The organism is Catellatospora sp. IY07-71, assembly GCF_018326265.1.
In the GTDB taxonomy this organism is placed as follows: domain Bacteria; phylum Actinomycetota; class Actinomycetes; order Mycobacteriales; family Micromonosporaceae; genus Catellatospora.
On the sequence record NZ_AP023360.1, the window covers coordinates 5,546,929 to 5,570,550 of the forward strand.

General features: G+C 74.2%; 20 protein-coding genes. 12 read left to right on the top strand and 8 right to left on the bottom strand.

Going from position 1 to position 23,622, the window contains the following annotated elements; all coding sequences use genetic code 11:
- Window positions 1-50 precede the first annotated feature (50 nt).
- The 4 genes from CS0771_RS24515 to CS0771_RS24530 form a co-directional block, all read right to left on the bottom strand.
- Entirely contained in the window at window positions 51-2,093 is a 2,043-nt protein-coding gene (locus CS0771_RS24515; protein ID WP_212843194.1) for a hypothetical protein, read from the bottom strand.
- Window positions 2,090-3,880, bottom strand: a complete 1,791-nt coding sequence (locus CS0771_RS24520; RefSeq protein WP_212843195.1) for an HSP90 family protein — start codon at window positions 3,878-3,880, stop codon at window positions 2,090-2,092. Before CS0771_RS24520 ends, CS0771_RS24515 begins: the two co-directional genes overlap by 4 nt.
- A 132-nt stretch (window positions 3,881-4,012) precedes the next feature.
- On the bottom strand, window positions 4,013-6,289 hold the full coding sequence (gene katG / locus CS0771_RS24525; protein WP_212843196.1) for a catalase/peroxidase HPI: 2,277 nt from the start codon (window positions 6,287-6,289) through the stop codon (window positions 4,013-4,015).
- Window positions 6,286-6,738 carry a Fur family transcriptional regulator gene (locus CS0771_RS24530; protein WP_212843197.1) on the bottom strand — a complete coding sequence of 151 codons (453 nt, stop codon included), beginning with the start codon at window positions 6,736-6,738 and terminating at the stop codon, window positions 6,286-6,288. Before CS0771_RS24530 ends, katG begins: the two co-directional genes overlap by 4 nt.
- Before the next feature lie 202 nt (window positions 6,739-6,940).
- Here CS0771_RS24530 and CS0771_RS24535 point away from each other — a divergent pair, with 202 nt between their 5' ends.
- Window positions 6,941-7,210, top strand: coding sequence for a GlsB/YeaQ/YmgE family stress response membrane protein (locus CS0771_RS24535; RefSeq protein ID WP_212843198.1), 270 nt, complete (start codon window positions 6,941-6,943; stop codon window positions 7,208-7,210).
- Window positions 7,211-7,348: 138 nt separating this feature from the next.
- Complete coding sequence (locus CS0771_RS24540; protein ID WP_371821594.1) at window positions 7,349-8,215, top strand: fibronectin type III domain-containing protein; 867 nt, start codon at window positions 7,349-7,351, stop codon at window positions 8,213-8,215.
- 6 nt (window positions 8,216-8,221) lie between these two features.
- Here CS0771_RS24540 and CS0771_RS24545 read toward each other — a convergent pair whose 3' ends face one another.
- Entirely contained in the window at window positions 8,222-9,628 is a 1,407-nt protein-coding gene (locus CS0771_RS24545; protein ID WP_212843200.1) for an aldehyde dehydrogenase, read from the bottom strand.
- A 220-nt stretch (window positions 9,629-9,848) separates the two neighbouring features.
- Here CS0771_RS24545 and CS0771_RS24550 point away from each other — a divergent pair, with 220 nt between their 5' ends.
- From CS0771_RS24550 to CS0771_RS24595, 10 genes are all read left to right on the top strand, one after another.
- Window positions 9,849-11,072, top strand: coding sequence for an MFS transporter (locus CS0771_RS24550; RefSeq protein WP_212843201.1), 1,224 nt, complete (start codon window positions 9,849-9,851; stop codon window positions 11,070-11,072).
- Window positions 11,073-11,262: 190 nt separating this feature from the next.
- Window positions 11,263-11,439: a hypothetical protein gene (locus CS0771_RS24555; RefSeq protein WP_203745922.1), complete on the top strand. Its 177-nt coding sequence runs from the start codon at window positions 11,263-11,265 to the stop codon at window positions 11,437-11,439.
- Window positions 11,440-11,521: 82 nt separating this feature from the next.
- Entirely contained in the window at window positions 11,522-12,787 is a 1,266-nt protein-coding gene (locus CS0771_RS24560; protein WP_212843202.1) for a YcaO-like family protein, read from the top strand.
- Window positions 12,766-13,392 (top strand): TOMM precursor leader peptide-binding protein, encoded by a 627-nt coding sequence (locus tag CS0771_RS24565; RefSeq protein ID WP_212843203.1) that lies wholly within the window; start codon window positions 12,766-12,768, stop codon window positions 13,390-13,392. Before CS0771_RS24560 ends, CS0771_RS24565 begins: the two co-directional genes overlap by 22 nt.
- Window positions 13,389-14,795, top strand: coding sequence for a hypothetical protein (locus CS0771_RS24570; RefSeq protein ID WP_212843204.1), 1,407 nt, complete (start codon window positions 13,389-13,391; stop codon window positions 14,793-14,795). The genes CS0771_RS24565 and CS0771_RS24570 overlap by 4 nt, the downstream gene beginning before the upstream one ends.
- Entirely contained in the window at window positions 14,795-15,256 is a 462-nt protein-coding gene (locus tag CS0771_RS24575) for a hypothetical protein (RefSeq protein WP_212843205.1), read from the top strand. The genes CS0771_RS24570 and CS0771_RS24575 overlap by 1 nt, the downstream gene beginning before the upstream one ends.
- Window positions 15,253-16,425: a hypothetical protein gene (locus CS0771_RS24580; RefSeq protein ID WP_212843206.1), complete on the top strand. Its 1,173-nt coding sequence runs from the start codon at window positions 15,253-15,255 to the stop codon at window positions 16,423-16,425. Before CS0771_RS24575 ends, CS0771_RS24580 begins: the two co-directional genes overlap by 4 nt.
- Window positions 16,422-17,771 (top strand): SagB family peptide dehydrogenase, encoded by a 1,350-nt coding sequence (locus tag CS0771_RS24585; protein WP_212843207.1) that lies wholly within the window; start codon window positions 16,422-16,424, stop codon window positions 17,769-17,771. The genes CS0771_RS24580 and CS0771_RS24585 overlap by 4 nt, the downstream gene beginning before the upstream one ends.
- Complete coding sequence (locus CS0771_RS24590; protein WP_212843208.1) at window positions 17,768-18,382, top strand: flavoprotein; 615 nt, start codon at window positions 17,768-17,770, stop codon at window positions 18,380-18,382. The genes CS0771_RS24585 and CS0771_RS24590 overlap by 4 nt, the downstream gene beginning before the upstream one ends.
- On the top strand, window positions 18,379-19,458 hold the full coding sequence (locus CS0771_RS24595) for a hypothetical protein (RefSeq protein WP_212843209.1): 1,080 nt from the start codon (window positions 18,379-18,381) through the stop codon (window positions 19,456-19,458). The genes CS0771_RS24590 and CS0771_RS24595 overlap by 4 nt, the downstream gene beginning before the upstream one ends.
- Here the strand turns inward: CS0771_RS24595 and CS0771_RS24600 are convergent.
- The 3 genes from CS0771_RS24600 to CS0771_RS24610 all read right to left on the bottom strand — a co-directional run bounded on the left by CS0771_RS24600 (window position 19,451) and on the right by CS0771_RS24610 (window position 23,596).
- The gene (locus CS0771_RS24600) at window positions 19,451-21,475 is read right to left on the bottom strand and encodes a phage holin family protein (protein ID WP_244871002.1); all 2,025 of its coding nucleotides are present in this window, start codon (window positions 21,473-21,475) and stop codon (window positions 19,451-19,453) included. The two genes, CS0771_RS24595 and CS0771_RS24600, sit on opposite strands and share 8 nt — an antisense overlap.
- Entirely contained in the window at window positions 21,472-22,230 is a 759-nt protein-coding gene (locus CS0771_RS24605) for an MBL fold metallo-hydrolase (protein ID WP_212843210.1), read from the bottom strand. The genes CS0771_RS24600 and CS0771_RS24605 overlap by 4 nt, the downstream gene beginning before the upstream one ends.
- A 202-nt stretch (window positions 22,231-22,432) precedes the next feature.
- On the bottom strand, window positions 22,433-23,596 hold the full coding sequence (locus CS0771_RS24610) for a CaiB/BaiF CoA-transferase family protein (RefSeq protein ID WP_212843211.1): 1,164 nt from the start codon (window positions 23,594-23,596) through the stop codon (window positions 22,433-22,435).
- Window positions 23,597-23,622 lie beyond the last annotated feature (26 nt).

Here is a 23,622-nt window from a genome sequence, read left to right on the forward strand (position 1 = left end):
CGGGGGTAGGACGCGGTGGCGGGCTGAGGGGCCCGCCACCGCGTCGCCGTTCAGTCGTCGTCCTCGTCGTCGTAGTCGTCATCGTCAGCGCCGTAGTCGAGCTCCCACGGCTCGATGTCGTGCGCGGCCATCACCGCCGCCTGCTCCTCCTCGCGGCCCAGCGCCCGCAGCGCGGCGGCGCGCACCACGTGCAGCCGGTACGCGTTCGCCGGGTCGGCGTCGCGGACGAGGTCGCACGCGAGCCGCTCGGCCTCGGCCGGCCGGTCCCGCCGCAGCAGGTGGCGTGCGGTGAAGACCGCCGCCTCGATGCGCACGTCATCGTCGCGGCAGCGCATCGCCTGCTCCGCTCGGGCCAGGGCCACGTCGTCGTCGCGGTCGTCGTGCAGGCGGGCCGCGGTCAGGTGCAGCCGGCCGGCCAGCGTGTCCCAGGCGTCGTCGTCGGCGTCGGCAGGCGGGTCGGCGAGCCGGGCGTCCGCCCTCTCCAGCAGCGCCACGGCACGCTCCGGCTCGGCGCCGGACAGGCAGACCACGGCGTCCTGCAGCGAACGCAGCTCGGCCAGGCGGTCGCCCGCCTGGCGGTGCAGCGCGGCCGCCTGCTCGCGGCGCTCGGCTCGCGGAGCGCCCCAGAACAGCAGCGCGGCCTGGTCCAGCAGCTCGGCCCGCCGCGGCGTGGGCAGGGACGGCTCCGCCAGCAGGAGTTCGAGCACGGCGAGCGCGTCGTCGCGCTGCCCGGCCGCGCGGTAGAGGTCCCACAGCAGCTCGCGGGCCCGCAGCAGCGCATCGGGGAGCCCGGCGCGCTCCACCGCCAGGGCGGCCTCCTCCGCCGCCGTCAGCCGGATCTCGCGGTCGTTGTGCTCGCGCAGCAGGTATGCCGCGTCGAGGCGGGCCAGGGCGGCTCCCGCGACGTCACCGGCCGCCGTGCGCTCAGCCACCCGCGTCTGCACCTGCGCGATCAGCGGCCGGGTGCGCCTGCCCACGGTGTCCAGCACGCTGAGCGCCAGCTTGCCCAGCACCGGCTCGGCCCCGATCCGCTGCCGCAGCAGCTCGCTCTGGTACGTGTTGCCGTTGCGGGCGTCGAACCGGGCGGCCAGCTCCTCGGCCCGCGCCTGCAGCTGCCCGCGCAGCACGTCGACGGTCAGCACGGCCCGGCGCCCGTCCGGGCCGGTCGGGCCCTGCACGGTGGCGGCGCCGTGCCCGGCCTCGCCCAGGCGCCGCAGCACCAGCACCGCCGGGCCGAGGAAGCTGAGCGTGTCGGCCGGCGACACCGGGGCTTCGAGCCAGGGCAGATGCCGTTCCACCAGCTCCAGGGCCCGGGTCTCGTTGCCGGTGCGGGCGAGGAACTCGATGTGCACGGCCAGCGACGCCAGGTGCATCCGCTCGGTGCGGATGGTGCGGTACGCCAGGCGGTGCAGCTCCAGGGCCCGGCGGTGCTTGCCGGTGTGCAGGTACGCCGTCATCAGGCTGGTGCGCACCCGCGCCGGCTGGGTGCGGCACCAGCTGTTCTGGTGCGGCACCGCCACGGCGATCGCCTCGGTGTGGCGGCCGAGGGTGTTGAGGTAGTCGGCCTGCGCCGTCGGCACGCACACCGAGCAGTTGGACAGGCCGTCCCGCTTGGCCGTGACCATGTCGTGGTAGGACGCGGCCGCCTGGTCCAGGTCGCCCACGTGCAGCGCGATCTGCCACCGGGCCTGGTGCACCGGGTGCAGGCTGTGCCCGCCGCGCAGGTAGCGGGCGCGCATGTCCGCCAGCACCCGGTACGTGCGGTCCAGTGGGATGTCCGGGAAGTCCGGCAGCGCGTTGACGATCCACTTGAACTGCCACAGCAGCGAGTGCTCCGTGCCCGGGCCGCCGATCTCCGGGTCGCGGTCGTATGCCGCCAGCGACAGCGAGAACGCCAGGAACGCGCGCCGGTCGTCGCCGCCGAACACGTACTTCTCGATCGCGTCGTCACGGAACTCGAAGGCCAGCCGGTCCTGCCCGGCCGCGTCGGCGGCCCGGATCGCCGCGTCGAGCGCGGCGTGCTGCGCGGCCCCGTCCGGCATCGCCATCGCCGCTGAGAACGCCGCCCGCAGCTCCTGCTCGCTCGCCGTCATGCCGCACCGCCCTGCATGGCCCGGCCGAGCAGGCCCAGGAACGACTGGTTGAGCGCCGCGGTGTCCACCGGCCGCAGCGGCTGGCGCCCGAGCAGCAGCGCCTGCACGTAGAGGCCCTCCACGACCAGCACTGCCAGGTCCGGCTCGGTCACCGTGACGGTCTGCCGGATCAGCGGGTTACGGTGGTTGAGCACCAGCTGCGGCCGGTCGGTGCGGCCCGCGGTGAACGAGCCCAGGATCGACGCCCAGACCTCGTCGACCTGCTCCTGCCCGCGCTGCATGTCGATGTGCAGCGCCGTGTCGCCGTCGAGCAGGTACAGCGCGGGCAGGCCGGCCGGGTCGAAGGCGCGGATCAGCACCTCGACGCCGAAGCGGTCCAGCGTGCGCTGCGCGCCGACCAGGAACGAGCGCAGCCGCAGCTCCTCGCCGGGCGGCAGCTCCTCCAGCCGCGTCGACAGGTCGCTGGCCGACAGCGCCTCGACCGCGATCTTCTCGTCGAGGGAGGGCAGCCGTGCCAGCAGCTCCGCGTCGTACACGTAGCCGGCGTTGACGACCGGGAGGCCCTGCGCCGAGGCGACCGCGGCGATCTGGCGGAACTCGTCCAGCGACGGCACGTAGCGCACCACGCCGTAGGTGTCGCGGAACTGGGCCAGCGACATCGGGCCGACCGTGGTCTCGTACGGCCACCACTGCTCGACCAGGCGCAGCATCTCGTCGTCGTGCACGGCGAGGGCCTTCACGCCCAGGTAGTGGATCTGCAGGAACTGCGCGAGCCGGGCCTCGTCGACCGTGCCCAGCCGGGTCATCCAGCCGCGCAGCCGGTCGCCCAGCTCGTCGCGCACCTGCGCCAGCAGCGCGTCGTCGTAGAGCGCCTCGCGGCTGGCGGTCGGGCGCAGCTCGCTGGTGTCGATGACGCAGCGCACGAAGAACGCCCAGTCCGGCAGCAGCCCCTCCACGCCCTCGCTGAGCAGCATCTGCTTGAGATACACCCGGTGCGCGGCGCGGGCGGCCGGGTTGGACGGCATCGGCAGCACGAACGCGATGCCGCGCAGGCCCGCCTCGGCCACGTCCAGGTCGATGACGTCGAACGGGGTGAAGCCGAAGGCCTCCTCGGCGTACGACAGCAGCCGCGCCCGCCGGGCCACCGGCGCCTCGCCCTCGCCGGTCTCCCAGGGAGCGAGCCCGGCCGTCACCGGCTCACCGTCGACGCGCACCGGGAACGGCAGCATCGACCCGTACAGCGTGGCCAGCTCGCGGACCGTCTGCGGCAGCAGCCACTCCTCGGCCCCGCGGCGCGGCCGCAGGGTCACCACGGTGCCCGGCGTGTCCAGCGCGTCGTCGCCGTCGAGCACCCGCACCTGGTAGCTGCCGTCGGACGAGCCGAGCCACTCCACGGTCGGGTTGTCGCCGCAGCGGGTGCGCACCTGGATGGTGTCGGCGACCAGGAAGCACGACAGCAGGCCGATGCCGAACTGGCCCAGGAACTCGTGCCGGGCGAAGCCCAGGTCGTCGCGCTTGGAGCTGCGCCCGATCGTGGCCAGCAGCTCGTGCACCTGCGGCTCGGTGAGGCCGATGCCGTTGTCGATGACGGTCAGCGGCTCGCCGGGCTGCCCCGGGGTGCGGATCTCGATCGTCCCGGTGTGCTCGGGGCGGGTCACCCGCACGGCGGTGATCGCGTCGACGGCGTTCTGCATGAGCTCGCGGACGTACACCCGCGGGCTGGCGTAGAGGTGGTGGCTGAGCAGATCGACGATGCCGCGCAGGTCCACGTGGAAGGTGTACGACACCGGTAGTTCCTCCGTGATCGGGTTGGGGAGGGCTGACGCTACCTTCCACCCCCGACGGAGCGTGACGGGTTTTCGGGACACGGCAGGGCCCGGCCGATCGGCGTGATCGGCCGGGCCCTGCCGGTCAGTGGATCAGTTGAGGTCGAACCGGTCGAGGTCCATGACCTTCGTCCAGGCGGCGACGAAGTCCTTCACGAACTTCTCCTTCGCGTCCTGGCTGGCGTACACCTCGGCCAGGGCGCGCAGCTGCGAGTTCGAGCCGAAGATGAGGTCGACCGCGGTCGCGGTCCACTTCACCTGGTCGGTGCTCACGTCGCGGATCTCGTACACGTGCTCGCCGGTCTCCGCCGCCTTCCACCGGGCGCCGGGGGACAGCAGGTTGACGAAGAAGTCGTTGGTGAGCACCCCGGGCCGGTCGGTGAGCACGCCGTGCTTGGCGCCGCCGACGTTCGCCCCGAGCGCGCGCAGGCCGCCGACGAGGACGGTCATCTCCGGCGCGGTCAGGTTGAGCATGTACGCGCGGTCTACCAGCAGCACCTCCGGCATCAGCTTCTCGCCCGGCCGCAGGTAGTTGCGGAACCCGTCGGCCCGCGGCTCCAGCACCTTGAACGACTCGACGTCGGTCTGCTCCTGGGTGGCGTCGGTGCGACCCGGGTGGAACGGCACGGTCACCGGGACGCCCGCGTCGCGTGCCGCCTTCTCGACCGCGGCCGAGCCGGCCAGCACGATCAGGTCGGCCAGCGAGATCTTCGCGCCGTTCGAGGCGTTGAACTCCTGCCGGATGCCCTCCAGCGCCTTCAGTACGGCGTCCAGCTGCTGCGGCTGGTTGACCTCCCAGCTGCGCTGCGGCTCCAGCCGGATGCGGGCGCCGTTGGCGCCGCCGCGCTTGTCGGTCGACCGGAAGCTGGCGGCCGACGCCCACGCGGTGGAGATCAGCTGTGCGGTGCTCAGGCCGGACTCCAGCACCTTCGCCTTGAGCGCGGTGACGTCGGCGTCGCCGACCAGCTGGTGGTCGACGGCCGGCACCGGGTCCTGCCACAGCTGCGCCTCGGGCACCCACGGGCCGAGGAAGCGGCTGACCGGGCCCATGTCGCGGTGCAGCAGCTTGTACCAGGCCTTGGCGAACGCGAGCGCGAACTCGTCGGGGTTCGCCAGGAAACGGCGGGAGATCTTCTCGTACGCCGGGTCGACCCGCAGCGACAGGTCGGTGGTGAGCATGGTCGGGCGGTACTTCTTCGAGGGGTCGTACGGGTCCGGGATGATCTCCTCGCCGTCCTTGGCGACCCACTGCTTGGCCCCGCCGGGGCTGGTGGTCAGCTCCCACTCGTGGCCGAACAGGATCTCGAAGAAGCGGTTGCTCCACTGCGTCGGCTTGTCGGTCCAGGTGACCTCCAGACCGCTGGTGATCGTGTCGCGGCCCTTGCCGCTGGCGTTGCTGCTCAGCCAGCCCAGGCCCTGCGCCTCCAGGGGGGCCGCCTCCGGCTCCGGGCCCACGTGGTCGGCCGCGACGGCGGCGCCGTGGGTCTTGCCGAAGGTGTGGCCGCCGGCGATGAGCGCGACGGTCTCCTCGTCGTTCATCGCCATCCGGGCGAAGGTCTCCCGGATGAAGTGCGCCGCCGCGGCCGGGTCGGCGTTGCCGCGCGGGCCCTCGGGGTTGACGTAGATCAGGCCCATCTCGGTCGCGCCGACCCCGGCCGCCATCTGCCGCTCGTCGACGTAGCGCTCGTCACCGAGCCAGGCGTCCTCCGGACCCCAGAAGATCTCCTCGGGCTCCCAGACGTCCGGGCGGCCGAACCCGAAGCCGAAGGTCTTGAAGCCCATCGACTCCAGCGCGACGTTGCCGGCGAGCACGAGCAGGTCGGCCCAGGAGACCTGCTGGCCGTACTTCTGCTTGACCGGCCACAGCAGGCGCCGGGCCTTGTCCAGGTTGGCGTTGTCGGGCCAGCTGTTGAGCGGGGCGAAGCGCTGGCCGCCGTCGCCCGCGCCGCCGCGCCCGTCGTGGATGCGGTAGGTGCCCGCGGCGTGCCAGCTCATCCGGATCATCAGGCCGCCGTAGTGGCCGAAGTCGGCCGGCCACCAGTCCTGCGAGGTGGTGAGGACGTCGGTGATGTCCCGCTTGAGCGCCTCGACGTCGAGCTTGCCGAACTCCTTGGCGTAGTCGAAGTCCTCACCCAGCGGATTCCCCTTGGGCGAGTGGGCGTGCAGCACCGACAGGTCGAGCTGGTTGGGCCACCAGTCCCGGTTGGTCCGCGGGCGGCCGCCGGTCTTCGCGGTCGGCGACGGGATCGCCGGGTTCTCGCTCTCGCTGCCCTCGGCGGTCACCGAGTCGTGCGCGACCGGGCAGCCGGCCGCCTCCTTCTGGTCCACGCCCTGGGCACTGATCGGGCCGTTGGCCTGGCTGTCGCTCATTGCTTCCTCCGAACTGGCGGTTCACTGGAACTACGGTCGGCCGCGCAGCGGGGGCAGGTGCCCCAGTACACGACCTCCGCCTCGTCGACCGCGAAGCCGTGGTCGTCGGAGGCGGTGAGACAGGGGGCGTCGCCGACGGCGCAGTCGACGTCCGCGATGGCGCCGCAGGAGCGGCACACGACGTGGTGGTGGTTGTCGCCGACGCGCGACTCGTAGCGGGCCACCGCCCCGGCCGGCTGGATACGCCGGATCAGGCCCGCTTCGGTGAGCGCGCGCAGCACGTCGTACACCGTCTGGTGCGACACCAGCGGGTGCTCGGCACGCACCAGCGCGATCACCGTCTCGGTGTCGATGTGCGGGTGCTCGCGCAGCGCGGCCAGCACGGCCAGCCGGGGCCGGGTCACGCGCAGGGACGCCGTACGCAGCTGCGTCTCGAAGTCGGATGTCATGAGATCAAAGGCAACTCATCTGGAACAGTTCAAGTTTACCCTCGAAGTGTACAGGTGATTCGCCGGGTATTGCCGCTTTCAGTATTTCTACGCCACCGGCGGACACCGGCCGGCGACGGACACGCGGAGCAGGCGTTGGTTTGCGGCCCGGCGGCAGCGGGCAGAGGGGCGGTGGCATTCATAACGCGCAAAGGAGAAGGTCATGACTGTCGCCGGAATCATCTCGGCAATCATCGTGGGTCTGGTCATCGGCGCGCTCGGCCGGCTGGTGGTGCCGGGCCGTCAGGGTATGCCGATCTGGCTGACCATCGTGGTGGGCATCGTCGCGGCGCTGATCGGCACCGCCCTCGCCCAGGCCGTCGGCGTGGCCGTCACGGCCGGTGTCGACTGGATCGAGCTGGTCTTCCAGGTGGGTCTGGCCGCGCTGGGTGTCGCGCTGCTCACCGGTGTCCGCGGGCGCAGCTCCGTGTGACCGGCACCTGGAACGCCGGGGCCGGGACGGTTCGCCGTCCCGGCCCCGGCGTCTGTCTGTCCGGATGGGAGCGGCGGCACCCTCGCCGAGGGCCGTCGCGAGGCGACGTACCCTACTCCGAGTTGCCCCGTCGTGCCGATGCCCGCGGCCACACCGGGACGCCCGGCAGCCCGTGGGCGCCGTCGCGCGCGGCTGCTCGGCGCGGCCGTGGCGTGCCTGATCGTCGCGGGCGTCGCCACGGCCGGGGTCATCCTCAGCCGCCCCGGCGACCCGCAGCCGCACACGCTCTCGGAAAGCCCCGGCGCCGTGCCGATGAGCCCGGTCGGCGACGCCGTGGTCCCCAGCCCGGCCGCCGGCCCCAGCGCGACGGCGGCAGCGAGCCCCGGCACCCTGACCGCCGCGCCGAGCGCCGGCGCCACCAGCCCGAAGGCGGGCACCGCGACCGCGCCGCTCGCTGCGCCGGCCAACCTCACCGCGACCCCGATCAGCCACAACACCATCCGTCTGCGCTGGACGGACCGGTCCTCAGCCGAACGCGGCTTCACCGTCATCGACGGCGTCACCTCACGCGACGTCGGCGCGAACACGACGGCCTACGACTGGACCGGCCTGGCCGCCGACACTCACGCCTGCTTCAAGGTCCGTGCGTACGGCGCGTCCGCGGTCTCGGAGTATCACCCGGCGGCGCAGAACAGCTGGGTCTGCGCGACCACTCTGCCCGGCGCGGGCCCGGCGGCGCCGTCCGGCCTCACGGCAACCACGCCCAGCCCCGACCAGATCCGGCTGCGGTGGACCGACAACGCGGACGACGAGACGGGCTTCACCATCACCAACGGGAACACCACCCGCAACGTCGGCGCCGACGTGACCGGCTACGACTGGACCGGCCTGGATGCCGGCACCTACATGTGTTTCAAGGTCCGCGCCCACAACGCCGCGGGAGTGTCGGCATACACCCCGTCCGCGCAGAGCGACTGGGTCTGCATCACCACACCCGTCACGTAGCCACCGTCACCAGCCTGACGGCGGGGCTTCGATGTGCACGGCCTTCGTAACGGTCAGCTCGTCGAGCAGCTCAGGACCGTACCCGAAGCCCTGGCCGCTGCCCCGGCGGGGATGCGCCGCACCGCCCGGTGCGCCGCCGAACACCGCGTTCACCTTCACCGTGCCCACGGGCAGCTCGCGCCAAGCGCGCTGGGCGTTGCTCATCGAGCCGGTCAGCACGGTCGCGGCCAGCCCGTACGGGGAGTCGGCGGCCCGCGCCAGCCCCTCGCTGAAGGAGTCCACGGTCACCACCGGCGCGACCGGGCCGAACGTCTCCTCGCGCAGCACCGCCATGTCGTCGGTGCACTCGGCGAGCACGGTCGGCGGGTAGTGCGCACCCGGCCCGTCCGGGACCACCCCGCCGCAGACCAGCCGCGCGCCCGCCGCCACCGCGGCCTCGACCTGGGCGTGCACCACGTCGCGCAGCCGCCGGTCGACCAGCGGCCCGACGGCCTCCGCCCACGTGTCCGCCTCGGCCGCCAGCGCCGCGACGAACGCCCCAGCGACGTCGCGGTGCACGTACACGCGCTCCACCGCCACGCAGATCTGCCCCGAGTTGGCGAACGCGCCCAGCGCCGCCTGCTGTGCGGCCCAGACCGGATCGACGCCGGCGTCCACTATCAGCGGGTCGCTGCCGCCGTTCTCCAGCAGCGCCTTGGCGCCGGTGCGGGCACACGCCGCCGCGATCGACCGGCCGGTCGCGGTCGAACCCACCTGCGCCACCACGTCCACCGCCGACCCGGCCAGCGCCGCGCCCACCGAGCCGTCGCCGTTCAGCAGCGATACCACCGCGGAGGGGAAGTGCGGTGCCATGAGCCGGGCGAGCCGCCAGCCGGTGGCCGGGGTGCGCTCGCTCGGCTTGTACACCACCGTGTTGCCGGTGACCAGGGCCGCACCGAGCAGCCCGCAGGAGACGGCGACGGGGTCGTTCCACGGCGTGATCACGGCGACGACGCCGCGCGGTCCGTACGCCATCAGGTCGACCGCCTGGTCGTCCCCGGCCAGCGCGCGGCCGCGATGAACCGGCCCCAGCTCGGCGTACTGCCGCAACGTGCCGACACCCGCGCCGATCGACTCCCGCGCGCCGTCCACCGGCTTGCCCATCTCGGCCGACATGATCCGTGCCAGCTCATCGACCGCCTGCTCAACGGCGTCCGCGGCCGCATGCAGCGCCGCCGCCCTTGCCCCGGCCGCGGTACGCGCCCAGCCGGGCGCGGCGGCCCGGGCAGCGGTGACCGCCGCCCCCACGTCCGCGTCGGAGGCGATCGGCACCAGGGTCACCGGCTCGCCGTCGAACGGGCTCAGCACGGTCAGCTCGCCGGTCCCGCGGCCAGTGCTCCAGCCACCGCCGATCAGATGCTCGACCTTGTACATGGGCAGTGCCCTCCCGGTGCGGCGCACACGAACGCGGCCGCCGTCCCCAGTGCCCGGTCCAAACTATCAGCGCAGGTGGAGCTGGGTGCGACAACGTCCCCGCAGGGTGCTGCGCGGCTCGATCGGGGCGCCTGCGGGTGGGCGCGGCGGCGGATGCCCGTGCGCGGACCGGCACCAGTAGCGTCGGGCTGTCCCACGCCCGACCGTCCACGGAGCGCCGATGACCGACAACAGCCCGGCCACCAGACACCGCACGCTGTCCCCGTGGCGGACGGTCGTCGCTTTCGGGCTGGTCAGCCTGTGTGCGGACCTGGTGTACGAGGGTGCCCGGTCGATCACCGGGCCGCTGCTCGGCGCGCTCGGCGCGTCCGCGCTGGTCGTCGGCGTGGTGACCGGGGCAGGGGAGGCCATGTCGCTGCTGCTGCGGCTGGCGTTCGGGCCGATGGCCGACCGCACCGGCCGCTACTGGACCCTCACCCTGGCCGGATACGCGCTGACCGTGGTGTGCGTGCCGCTGCTGGCCGTCACCCCGGCGCTGGGCGCGGCGGGGCTGGCCGTGGCCTGCGCGCTGATCCTGATCGAGCGGGCGGGCAAGGCGGTGCGCAGCCCCGCCAAGTCGACCCTGCTCGCGCGCGCCGCCGCGACGGTCGGACGCGGCCGCGGCTTCGGCGTCCACAAGGCACTCGACCAGGTGGGCGCCTTTGCAGGCCCCCTGGTGGTCGCCGCGATGATCGCCGCGACCGGCGTGATCTGGCCCGCGCTCGCGGTGCTGGCCGTGCCGGGCGCCGCGGCGATCCTGCTGCTGCTGTGGCTGCGCGTCCGGCTGCCCGATCCCGCGCCCGCAGACCATCCCGTTCCGGCTCCCATGCCGGGCGTACGCGGGTGGCTCGGCGGCGGACTGCCCCGGCCGTTCTACCGGTTCGCCGCCGCGGCGGCGGCCGCGACCGGGGGACTGGTCACCTTCGGGCTCATCTCGTATCACGCCAGCCAGACCGGGCAGGTGCCACTGGCCGCCGTGCCCCTGCTCTACTCCGCCGCGATGGCCGCCGGGGCGGTTGCCGCCCTGGCCAGCGGGCACCTCTACGACCGCTGGGGCGCCCGGGTGCTGTACGCCCTGCCCGTGCTCGGCGCCGCCGCGCCCGCCCTGGCGCTGTCGGCCGGCACCGCCGCGATCGTGGCGGGCAGCGTGCTGTGGGGCGCGGCCGTCGGGGTCCAGGACTCCACCGTGAAGGCGCTGGTCGCCGACCTGGTGCCCGCGCCCCGGCGGGCGACCGCGTACGGCCTGTTCGCCGCCGTCCAGGGCGCCGCCGCGCTGGCCGGGGGCGTGCTCGCGGGCCTACTGTACGAACGCTCACTGACCCTGCTGATCGTCGTGCTGGGACTGCTCCAGCTACTCGCGATGGTCCTGCTCGCCGTCACCAACCACGCCACGCGGCAGAGCTGAACCGCTCGCGTCAAGCCGTCGGTGGTGTGCTGCCCGCCGATCCGGACGGTGACGAGTCCTGCCTGTACCCAGCTTCCGCCTCGTAACAAACCTGCCCCCGGCTGTTCTCAATTGACACTTCCGTAGATCGACATCTGCTGCTACGGTCACACAGCAAGGTTTGTTAACAGATCCACGGACTGGAGGAAGCATGGCCCCCACCACGCACCTTGACCTGGACGTTCAGGACGTCTCCACCGGCGACTGGGACCAGCTGGTCGGCGAGATCATGCGCAACGCGGGCGAGCTCAGCCCGCAGGACCCGGAGTTCGCGCCCATCACGGGCTGCGGCTGCGGCTGCTCGTGCGCCTGCGCCTGCGGCTGCTGATCCACGGCTAGATCGCGACGGTGGCCGGGTCATGCCGCGCCACCGTCGCTTCCTTATCGGACGTCGTCCCGGGGGAGGGGTCATGAGCGTCGATCTCGGTGCACTGGTCAGCCCGCTGGGCGTGGTCAGCGGGCTGCGGCCGCTGCTGCCGGACCGCGGGCTCGACGGGCTCAGCCACGTGGTGGCGTCGAGCGGCGACTCGCACATCGGCCACCACGACAACAACCCCCAGGTCGGCACCGGGCGCAGCTTCGACGCCGCCCTGGCCGACACGATCGCGATCGCCGAAGCCGCGGAGCGTTACGTCGGCAGCTACCCGGAGGCGGAGACCGTCCGGGCCCGCGCCGCCGAGCTGCCCGGCCCCGCGATCGACCTGACCCGGCTGCCCCGCTGCTCCGAGGCCGAGTACGCGCATCCGGACTGCCGGGCCGTCCCGCCCGATCCGGACGCCGTCATCCGCTGGCTGCGCGGCACCGACCTGATGACCGGCGAACCGACCTGGGTGCCCGCCGTGATGGCCTGCTACGGCCTGCACCCCGAGCCCGCCGAGCGCTTCGTCCACCAGATCTCCACCGGGCACGCCGTGCACGTGGAGCCGGCGCGGGCGGTGCTGGGCGGGCTGCTGGAGGTCGTCGAGCGCGACGCCATCGCCGTCACCTGGCTCCGGCGGCTGCGGCTGCCCCTGCTCGGGCCCGCCTCGATCAGCCCGCAGGTGCGGGAGCTGCTCGACCACGGCCGCCGCCGCTTCCTGAACAACGTGCTGTTCAACGCCACCACCGACGTGGGCGTCCCGACGGTGTACGCCCTGCAGCAGGCGCCCCACGACCCCGAGGCAGCCAGCGTGGTCGGGGCGGGCACGGGCCGCACCCTGGCGGAGGCGGCGCAGAAGGCCCTCATCGAGATCCTCAACATCCGGCAGCTGTTCCACCACGGCGAGGCACCGGTCACCGACTACGCGAAGTTCGGCGGCGTCATGGACGGCGCCCGCTACATGGCGGTGGCGGAGCGCGCCGAGGCCTTCGCGTTCCTCACCGAGGACCTCGACCGGCGGCCCGTCTCGGACCGGTGCCTGGAGCTGCCCGACGACCCGCAGCAGGCGATCGTGCTGGTGCTGGAGCGGCTGCGCCGGATCGGTGCGCAGGCGGTGTGCGTGGACCGCACGTCGGCCGAGCTGCGCCGGGTCGGCCTGGTCGCGCTCACCGTGGTCGTGCCGCAGCTGCAGCCCATGTCGCTGTCGCCGCTGGTCCAGTTCCGCGCCCATCCGCGGTTGATCGAGGCGCCGGCCGCGATGGGCGTGCCGGCCTCCCCGGAGCAGGAGCAGAACCCGTGGCCGCAGCCGTTCGCCTGAGGGAGACGGCGGTCGCCGCCGTCGGAGAGTTCGGCCGTGCCGTGCAGGCCCGCCTGCTGGCCGGGGGCGCGACCGCGCTCGACGCCGACCGGCCCGAGCCCGGCGCCGCCCGTGCCCTGGTGCTCGTGTCCTGGCGGCCCGAACCGGACCGGGCGCAGCGCTTCGACGAGCTGGCCCGCCGCGTGGGCATCGGCTGGCTCCCCGTGGTGCTGGACCATCCGCTGCTGGTCGCCGGACCCTGGCTCGCCCCTGGCGGGCCCTGTTACGACTGCTACCTGTTCCGCCGTGAGCAGCACGACCCTAAGTCGCGGCACCGCGCCGACCTGCTGGCCGCATACCGCGCCGACGACACCCTCGGGGTGTACGGCCACCTGCCGCACCACGTCCGGATGGCCGAGGGGTTGATCCGGCTCCTGCTCCAGAACCCGCAGCCGGGCATGACCACCATGGCCGACCTGGCCACCATGACGGTGAACCGGGCCGATCTCATCGCCCGGCACGGCTGTCCCCGCTGCGGTGCCGCCGACACCTGGGGCGGCGACGCCGGGCTGGCCGCGGTCCTCGCGGCGACCGCGGCGCGGCTGCCGGAAGGAGCAGCCCGATGACCCGGCTGGATCATCCCGCGACGGCGGCCGGGCTCGCCGTCGTCAGCACCGGCGACGGGCTGCTGGTCGAGGGCGGCCGCACCCGCCGCCTGTTCACCGGCGCCGCCGCGCACGAGCTGCTGCCCGTGCTGCTGCCACTGCTCGACGGCCGGACCAGCCTGGCCGCGGTCGCGGAGGCGGCCGCACTGCCGGTCGCGCAGCTCGCCCAGGCGGTCGCCCTGCTGCACCGCAGCGGCCTGCTCCACGACGGACCGGTGGACCGTGCCGACCCCGCCGAGGCGTTCCTCTCCCGCGCACTGGCCGCCAGTGGAAGTGGGCACCAGCCCGCGACGGTGCGCGAGAAGCTCGCGGCGGCCACCGTGATCGTCGCGGCAGCGGATCCGCTGGGCGACCTCATCGCCGCCGACCTGGCGCAGTCCGGCGTCGGCACCGTCACGCGTGAGCCCACCGGAACGGCGGCGCTGGCCGTCGCCACCGACGACCGGCTTGCCGAGGCCGCCGCCACCGGAGTGCCTGTGCTGCGCCTCGGCGGGGACGGCGACGGCGTCGAACTCGGGCCGCTGTTCGCCGGGCCGGACACCGGCTGCCCGGACTGCTTCGAGCAGGTGCCCCGGCCGACGTGGTCGCCCGGTGCGCCGGGCGCGGTCACCGCCCGCGCGGCCGACAGCACGGACACGGGCGCGGCGCAGCTGCTCAGCGCGCTGGCAACGGCTGAGGTGATCAGCTTCCTCACCGGGTTGTCCACCCCGGTCACCACGCGCCGCCTGCACCGGATCGGTACCACGGACCTGCGCCGCAGCGTGTACGAGGTGACGCCAGCCGCCGGCTGCGAGACCTGCGCCATGACCGGCGACGGCCTGATCGCACGGCTGGAGTGGCTCAACCGGCGAGTGCCGGAGCAGGCCCGGGATGCCCGGTCGGTGCCCACGACCGCCGACCTCGACCTGGCCACCTCGCCCCGCATCCCGCTGAGCGACGCACCGGCCTGGCTGCACCCGCTGCTCCCGGCGGCCACGGCGCGGCCGTACGCCGACACCTACCTGCTCGGCGTCGCGGGCCTGCCGCACCCGGTGTACCGCTGGTCGCCGACCGCGCAGACCCTCATCGCGACCCGCGGCGACCTCGAGGCCTGCCGGCCCGTTGCGGGACTGCGGGAGGCACCGGCGGCCGTGCTCGTGTACGTCGCCGCCACCGCCCGGCTGACCCCGGCCTTCGCCGAGCAGAGCCTGCGCCGCGCCTTCCTCGCCACCGGCCGCGCGCTGGCCTCGCTCACCGCCGCAGCAGCCGACTGCGAGGTCGTGCAGGCCGACGACCTCGACCCGGCGCTGGCGGAGTTGCTCGAACTGCACCCCGGCGGCGAACACCTCGCCGCCGTGGCGGGCATCTACCCGAGGCGGTCCTGATGCCCGTCCAGCCCAGGGACACCGCCCTCGACGACGCGCTGCGGCTCGACTTCGCCGGTCCGCTCCCAGCACCTCCCGACGACCTCGGCGCCTGGGTGCTCGACGCGCTGGCCGCCACGCCGGAGCCGCTGAGCGCCTGCGTCGTCGTGCACCGGTTCGGCGACCTTCCCGCGGGCACGTACTGCCTGGACTCGGCCGGGTGCCTGCACCGGCTCCAGCCGCCGCTCGCGCATGTCGACGCGGACGTGGCGGTGCTGCTCGGCGGCCCGGCGACCGCCTCACCCGGCGCGTACCGACGGCTCGGGATCGCCGCGGGTGTCGTCTCCCGGCACCTGGCGGTGCGGCTCGGCCCGCGCTTCGTGCGGGTGGCGTACGACGACGAGACCACGGCCTGGCCGCTGACCACTGTGAACAGTTCGCTGACCCACCTCACCACCGTCACCGGCAAGGAAGCGCGATGACCGACTACCAGCTGTCCACCGTGATCATGGCGCACCCCAGCCGGCTCGCCCTCGCCGAGGCGCTCGCCGACCGGCTGCCCGAGCTGAAGCCGGACATCGTCGTCGACCCCGACCCGCAGGGAGCGCCCTCGTCCCTGCGCACCGCCGCCGTCGCGTGGTCGTTCGCGCCCGAACACGCCACCCACCACCTGGTGCTGCAGGACGACGCCGTGCCGTGCGCCGGGTTCGCCGAGGCCGTGCACGCCGCCATCGCGCAGTACCCGCAGGCGGCGCTGTCGCTGTTCACCGAGTGGACCTCGATGACCGCCCACCACCTGCGCCTGGCCGCCCTGGCCGGGGCGAACTGGGCCGGGGTGGTGGACGAGTACGTGCCCAGCGTCGCGCTGGTGCTCCCCGCCGTGATCGCCCGCGAGTTCGGCGCGGCCGCCGTCCGCAACCAGCGGGACTGGATCCCCAAGGACGACGTCTCGCTGATGACCTTCCTGCGCAGCCGGCAGATCGCCGCCATCTGCCGGGTGCCCAACCTCATCGACCACGACTCGCCCGACAGCCTGACCGGCAACACCGAGCAGGGCCCGCGCCGGGCGATGTGTTTCGCCGACGACGTGCCTCCGGCCCCGGCCGTCGAGCCACTGGCGCTGGCCGACGTGCTGCCGACGTTCGCGCACTACCAGATGGGCGGGTTCGGCTCGCTGCCGTTCCTGGCGCTGCGCAAGCAGCTGGAGGACGGCGGGCTGCCCTGGTCGATCCGGTCCGCCGAGCAGTGGCTGACCGACACCGGCCTCGACGCGGCGGCCGTGACGGCGCTGGCCCGCGTCCACACCGACCGGTGGCGGCGGCGTCATCCCGGGCTCGCCGACCCGCTGCTGGACCGGCTGTGGCTGACGCCGTTCTCGGTCGGCGCGTGCCTGACCGGGCCGGCCGTGCGGGTCTACCACCCGGACGGCACCCCGCTGCCCAGCCGGTTCCCGGCCGCCGACGAGGCGGCCCTGGAGAAGCTGCTGGCCGACCCCGTGGTGCGGCGGACCTTCGCCACGCTGCCGCAGGCGCACCTGCACCCCGTCGCCACCCGCGACGTGCTGGACGAACTGGCCGAGCCGCTGACCGAGTTCGTGCTCGACGCCGTCTGGGCAGGCTACCGCCACGCCCGGGAGAAGTGGCGGCGATGATCACGCTGCGCCGCGGCGACCGGCTGACCGTCGCGCCCACCGGCACCGCCGACGTGCTGCTCACCGGCGCGGACCACGAGCCGGTGGCGCTGCACGACGCCGACGGCACGGTGGCCGCCCTGCTGCGCGCGCTGGACCGGCCGCTGACCTGGCAGCAGGTCCGCGACGAACTGCCGCTGGATGCCGCACGCTGCGACGCGCTGGCGCGGCGGCTCGTCACCAGCGGCGTGCTCACCCTGGGCTGCGCCGACGCGCACGGTGACGTGGCCACCGCCCGCGTCCACTCCCGCCTCGCCGCCCTGCGGCCCGATGCCGACCTCGCGCTGGACGAGCCGGTGCAGCTGTCGCCGTACGCGCTGCTGCGCCGCTCGGGGGAGCGGGCCGTGGTGGAATCCGCCCGCGACCGCACCGTCGTCGAGCTGCACCGGCCCGCGCTGGCCGCGGTGGTGGCCGGGCTGTGCGCACCCACCACACCGGAGGCGGCCGGCGGGCTCGCTCCGGGCGGGCTGGAGCTGGTGCGGCTGCTGGCAGCGGTAGGTCTGGCGGGTCCGCCCGGACCCGAGACCGGCCGCGCGCCGCACGCCGCGTGGGCGCACATCCGCAGCCGCGGCGGCCTGGTCGACGCGCGTGCAGTGCCCGTGCGCAGCCTGGACGAGCCGCCCGCGGCGCCCGCCGCCGACACCGACATCCCGCTGCCCGTGCCGGACCTGGCCGCGCTGCGGCGCACGGACCCGCCGCTGGCCGAGGTCATGGAGACCCGCCGCTCGGTGCGCCGCTTCGGCCGCGCGCCGCTCACCGTGGCCCAGCTGGGCGAGCTGCTCTACCGGACGGCGCGGATCCAGCGCCGGGTCACCCCCGACCCCGACGACCAGCGCCTCTACGCGCACACGCTGCGCCCGGTGCCGTCGGCCGGGGCCATGCACGAACTCGACTACTACGTGGCGGTCCGCGCCTGCCGGGAGCTGGCCCCGGGCATCTACCGCTACCTGCCCGACCGGCACGCGCTGGCGGTGGTCAACCGGGACACCGTGCCGCTGGTCCGGCTGGTCAACGCCGCGTACCTGGCGATCAACCGGGAGTCCGTGCCGCCGGTGCTGATCAGCCTGGCGGCCCGGTTCGGCCGAAACTCCGGCAAGTACGGCGACCTGGCGTACTCGCTGACGCTGCGCAACGCGGGCGTGGTGCTGCAGTCGGTGTACCTGTGCGCCACCGCGATGGGCCTCGGCGCGTGCGCCGTGGGCACCGGGGACGCCGCCGACTTCGCCGAGGCGACCGGCCTGGACCCGGACGAGGTGTCGGCCGTGGGCGAGATCGTGATCGGATCCCTGCCGGGGGAGGACGAGTGACCGACGAACGGATCGCCTCGACCGACCCGAGGCTGCCGCCCCTGGGCTTCCGGCGGCTGCTGCTGGTGGCGGCGGGCTCCCTCAACGCCGCGTTCCTGCCGCGCGACCTGGTCTGGCTGCGCACCGCCTACCCCGAGCTGGAGACGCAGATCGTGCTGACCCGCTCGGCGCTGCAGTTCGTCACCCCCGCCGCCACCGGCTCCATCACCGGCCGGCCCGCCCTGGTCGACAAGTGGCCCACGCCGGTCGCCGAGGCCGTGCACGTGACCCTGCAGCAGTGGGCACAGGCCATCCTGGTGTATCCGGCCAGCCTGAACTACCTGGCCCGGCTCGCGCTCGGGCTGGCCGACTCGCCCAGCCTGCTCGCGATCGGCTGCAGCGCCGCGCCCGTGGTGGTCGCCCCGGCGCTGCCGCCCGGCGGCTGGGACAGCCCCGTCACCAAGGGTCACGTGGCCGCGCTCGCGGCACGGCCGACCGTCACCGTGCTGCCGCCCGTGCCGGTGCGCAGCTTCACCACCGGCCGCGACGACGCGTACGGGCCGCCGCCGTTCACCGCCGTCCTGGGCACCCTGGAACTGCACCGCCGCCGGATCGAGGAGACGACGACATGAGCTCCGCACCACGAGTGCTGTTCCTGGCCCGCGGCCACGGCTTCGGGCACGCCGCCCGGGACCTGCGCATCGTCCGGGCCATGCGCGCCCTGCGGCCCGACGTGGCCGTGGACGTGATGGCCTCCGGCAGCGCCGCGGTCTACCTGGAGCTCTACGGCGAGACCTTCGCCGACATGGGCATCGGCGACCACGAGGACATGTCCCCGGCGGCGGGCAAGCGCGTCTGGGAGCTGCTGGACCAGCGGGAGCCGTACGACCTGGTCGTCGCGGACGAGGTCGTGTGGTCGCTGGTGTACTGCGCCAAGCGGTGGGGCCGGCGGGCCATCCTGCTGACCGACTGGTTCTACTCCGAACTCGGGGCCCCGGAGTCCGATCACCTCCTGGACCAGGCGGGCGAGATCCTGCTGCTCGACTTCTCCGCCGCGCACCCCGGCCCGTTCGGTGTACGCACCCCGATCCAGGCGCTCGGCCCCGTGGTGGGGGAGTTCGGCGTGGACCGCGCCGCGGCGCGCTCGGCGCTCGGCTTGGCGGCCGCGGACACGATCGCCGTGCTGACCGTCGGCGGCATGACGAAGATGGCCGACAACGCGGCGATCGCGGAGCTGACCGTGCGCACCTGGCTGGCGCACGCACCGGCCGGACAGCGCCTGTTCGTGCTGGGGGAGCCGTTCTGCGAGGTCCCCGCCGAGCGGGCCGGGGACGTCGTCTGGGCCGGGTTCACCGCCGAGCCCGAGACGTACTACGCCGCGGCGGACCTGGTGGTGACCAACGCCAACGGCACCGTCACCTGCGACCTGGTGTGGAACCGGATCCCGGTGCTGGCCATGACCCACCCGGCGGTCTCCTACCCGGACTCGTTCGGGCTGCGGGTCAAGGCCATGAGCGCGGCGGGCATGACCGTGCACGCCGAGGCCACGGTCCCCACGGCCGAGCTGTGGCGGCTGATGGGCGAGGCGATGCGCAACGAACCGCGTCCGGACCCGGCGCTGGAGTGGACCACCGGCGAGCAGGTCGCCCGTCACCTGCTGGCAAGGCTGGACTTCATGCTAACCAAGGCCGCCGGCGCGGTCACCTGACCGGCGGCGCCGGCCGGGTGCGCTGGCCGAGATCCTCCAGCCAGCGTACGAGCTGCCGGTGCACCGCGTCGGCGCCGATGATCTCGTCCGGGGCGGGCCACGCCGCGGGGTGGATCAGCACCGGCCGGGTCTGCCAGCCGCCCAGCCCGCCGTGGCAGCCGACCAGCTCCTCGAACGCGGCCACCTCGTCGGTCGAGGTGTCCAGCGGGCTGTTGAGCACGATGTCGCCGACGTGCGGCAGCGTGTCGTGCCGGGCCAGGTCGGCCGCCGCGTACGGGCCGAACGCGGCCAGCGGGTCCGTGCCGTCGACCCGCCCGTCGGCGAGGTGGTGCACCCCGTCCCGGCCGAGCACGACGGCCCCGCGCGATGCCGACCGGACCATCACGAACCCGATCCCGGGATGGGCGACCAGGCCGGTGAGCAGGTTCGGGTGCCGCGCCTCGATCTCCTCCACGGTCAGCCGGCGGCGCTCCCGGGCCAGATACACCATGCCCAGGTTGCCGGACGCGACCACGACCAGGTCCACGTCCTCGGCCGGGGCGGGCTCGGCCGGTTCCTCATGCGCCTCCAGCATGCTCGACGTCAGCCTGCCGACGACCTGCCGCTCGCCGCTGATCTCGGTGAGCAGGGCGCGCACCCGGCCCCACTGCTCGTTCTCCGGCGCGCCCGCCACGTCCGCATCCTCGCCCGACATCAGCCGCCGGACCAGGGCCTCCAGGGTCAGGCCGTGGCGCTGCAGGAACGTCGCCCCCTGGCTCTGCCCGTGATCGGACAGGACCACGAAGTGGTACGGCCGGGGCGTGTCCGCCGCGACCTGCTCCAGCGTGCCCAGCACCCAGTCGATGCCGTCCAGCGAGGCCAGCGACTCGGCCCGGGTCGGCCCCGCGTGGTGGGCGATCTCGTCGTAGTCGACGAAGTCGCAGTAGATCACCGGCGCGCCTCGCATCATGTGCTCCGCGATCAGGGTCAGGTTCAGGTCGCGCAGCAGCACGTTGGTCACCCCGCGCAGCGCCACGTACGACGCGCTGCGGTGCACCCGGGGCTCGATGTCACGGGCCCGCTGCCGCCGGGCCTGGAACACCTCCTTGATCATCTCGCCGATCGTCAGCACCAGCGACCGGGTCAGCCCGAACGGGTCCACGAGGTACGTGCTGACCTCCCGGGTCGGCCCGCGCCGCGCCCCCTCGCGCGCCACGGTGCTCATGGTCAGCAGGCTGACCGGCGCGTCGCCGGAGAACACGTTGCTCAGGCTCACCCCGCCGTCGGCGAGCAGCCCCCGCCCGTCGGAGAAACCGCGCTCGACGTACTCGGCGTCCCGCGGGTGGTTGGTGACGACGAGCCGGCCGGTCTCCTTCTCCAGCCAGCGGAACGCGGGCACGTGCGCGCTCGCCCCGTGCAGCAGCCCGGCCTGGCTGGCCGGAGTCGTGGCCGGCAGCTGCGCGTGCCACTCGGCCAGCCGGTGGCTGCCCGAGCGGATCCAGCGGGTGAGCGCGGGCAGGTTGCCGGCCTGGATCGCCCAGCGGGCCAGCGGAGCCGACAGGCCGTCGATCTGGATGATCACGACCCCGGGCACGGTCGTGCGCAGCGCCTCGCGGCGGCTGCTGCGGGTGGTCCGCAGCAGGTGCGCCAGCACGGCCGAGTTGTCGCCCGCGGTGACGACCCACATTCCGGCGCTGACCAGGGCGGAGTAGATCCACGAGCCCCAGAACGCGGGCCAGAAGCCGTCCACCTCGATGTTCGGGGCGGCGGACAGGGCCAGGTAGACGAGCAGGGCCTGGGTCAGCAGCCAGCCCGCGACGACCCCCGCCCAGCCGAGCCGGGCCGCGAACGCCGCGAACAGCGGCCGCAGCAGCGCGGCGGCGACCGCGAGCAGCACCGCCGCGAGCAGCACGTCCCAGCCGGTGTGCGCCGACAGCCCCGGCGTGACGGCGATCGTGATGCCCAGCGCCGCCCAGTCGAGCAGCAGCACGGGGATCGCCAGCCGCAGCTGGCTGAGCGCGGGCCGCAGGCCGGTCACGGGTGCCACGTCAGCCCGCTGCCCGGCGCGAGCAGCGCCACCTCGGTCGGCAGCCCCCGGGCCGCGACGGCGGCGGCGAACGCGCGCGCGGGCGAACGCAGCCGGTCGGCGAAGAAGGGGCGCAGGCCGTACGGGAACAGCGTGCCCCAGTGCACGGGCACCGCGCGGCGCGGGCGCAGCAGCGCGACGGCGTCGGCGGCGCGCTCGGGGTCCAGATGGCCGGGGCCGAGGTTCGGGCCCCAGCCCCACACCGGGATCAGCGCGAGGTCCAGGTCCGGGCTCAGGCCGCGCATACCCGCGAACAGATCGGTGTCCCCGGCGAAGTACGCGACGGTCTGCCCGTCGCCGACGAGATAGCCGACCGCGGCGGCCCGGGGCCCGAACGGCTCGCGCCGCCCGTCGTGCACCGCCGGGGTCGCGGTCACCGTCACCGGCCCGACCTGATGGGACTGACCTGCCGCGAGCGTGACGACCCGCCGGAACCCGCGTTTGCGCAGGAAGCCCTCTGCTCCGTCCGGCGCGATCAGGCGCACGTCGCGCCCGAGCAGGGCCAGCGAGTGCAGGTCGCAGTGGTCGTGATGCAGGTGCGACAGCACGACCGCGTCGACCTCGGCGTAGTGGCCCACCGCCACCGGCGCGGCGTGCCGCCGCAGGAACAGCAGGCGCCCGCGCAGCACCGGGTCGGTGAGCACCCGGACGCCGCCGATCTCGAGCAGCACCGTCGAGTGACCCAGGAACACCAGCGAAGCGGACACACCAACCCCCGGCGGGCAGCGCCTGCCCTCGTATGTCGCATTGTTCCCGCAGACGCCCGGCCCGGACGGCGGTTCCGCCGGGATCGGCCGTCCGGCACGGTGTCAAGATCGCCGTCTTGTGTCAGAAAGTGCGGCTGGACCGCAGTTTCTGACCCGAAACACGGATAGTCGGCGTCGTAGCGACCGTGAGACGGTCAGTTGGTCAAGAGACGGCGCCGCCGATGACGCCGGCCGCGCGGAGCGCCGTGAGCTGCGCGGCGTCGACGCCGGATGCGCGCAGCACCTCGTCGGTGTCCTGGCCGATCTCCGGCGCCGGCCGGGGCTCCGCCGGGGGAGTGCCCAGGAAGCGGGGCGCCACGCCGGGCTCGGGCAGGCCGTCGGGGGTGCGCCGGTAGGTGCCGCGCGCCGCGTTGTGCGGATGTGACGCGGCCTCGGCGAAGTCCAGTACGGGGGTGACGCAGGCCTGAGTGCCGTCGAAGACGGCCGTCCACTCGCCACGGGTCCGGGTCGCGAAGACCGCGCCCAGGCGAGCACACATGTCCGGCCAGGCGGCACGGTCGTGCTGGCCGGTGAGCAGCGGGTCGTCGGCGAGCCCGAGCACGTCCAGCATGGCCGAGTAGAACTGCGGCTCGACGCAGCCCACGGCGAGGTGGCCGCCGTCGGCGGTCCGGTACGTCCGGTAGAACGGGGCGCCGCCGTCGAACAGGTTGGCCTCCCGGCCCTCCTGCCACAGGCCGGTGCGCAGCAGCCCGTGGATCAGGGCGAGCTGGATCGCGGTGCCGTCGGTCATCGCGGCGTCGACGACCTGGCCCCGGCCGGTCTGCCGGGCCGCCAGCAGCGCGGCGGTGATGCCCAGCGCCAGCAGCAGGCCGCCGCCGCCCATGTCGCCGACGAGGTTGAGCGGCACCGCCGGGTCGCCGTCGCGCGGGCCGATCGCCGACAGCGCGCCCGCGAGGGCGATGTAGTTGATGTCGTGCCCGGGGGTCTGCGCCAGCGGGCCGTCCTGGCCCCAGCCGGTCATCCGGCCGTACACCAGGCGCGGGTTGCGGGCCAGGCAGGCGTCGGGGCCGAGGCCGAGGCGCTCGGTGACGCCGGGCCGGAAGCCCTCGATGAGCGCGTCGGCCTCGTCGAGCAGCCGCAGCACCAGCTCCACCCCGGCCGGCCGCTTGAGGTCAACGGTGATCGAGCGGCGGCCGCGGTGCAGGATCGGGTGCATCGAGGCGCCGCCGTGCTCGGCCGGCCGGTCGACGCGGACCACGTCCGCGCCGAGGTCGGCCAGGATCATGCCGCAGAACGGGCCGGGGCCGATGCCGCCCAGCTCGACGACGCGTACTCCGGCCAGCGGTCCGGCCTTCTCGTGGGACATACCGTGGATCCTTGTCGGCTCTGCCG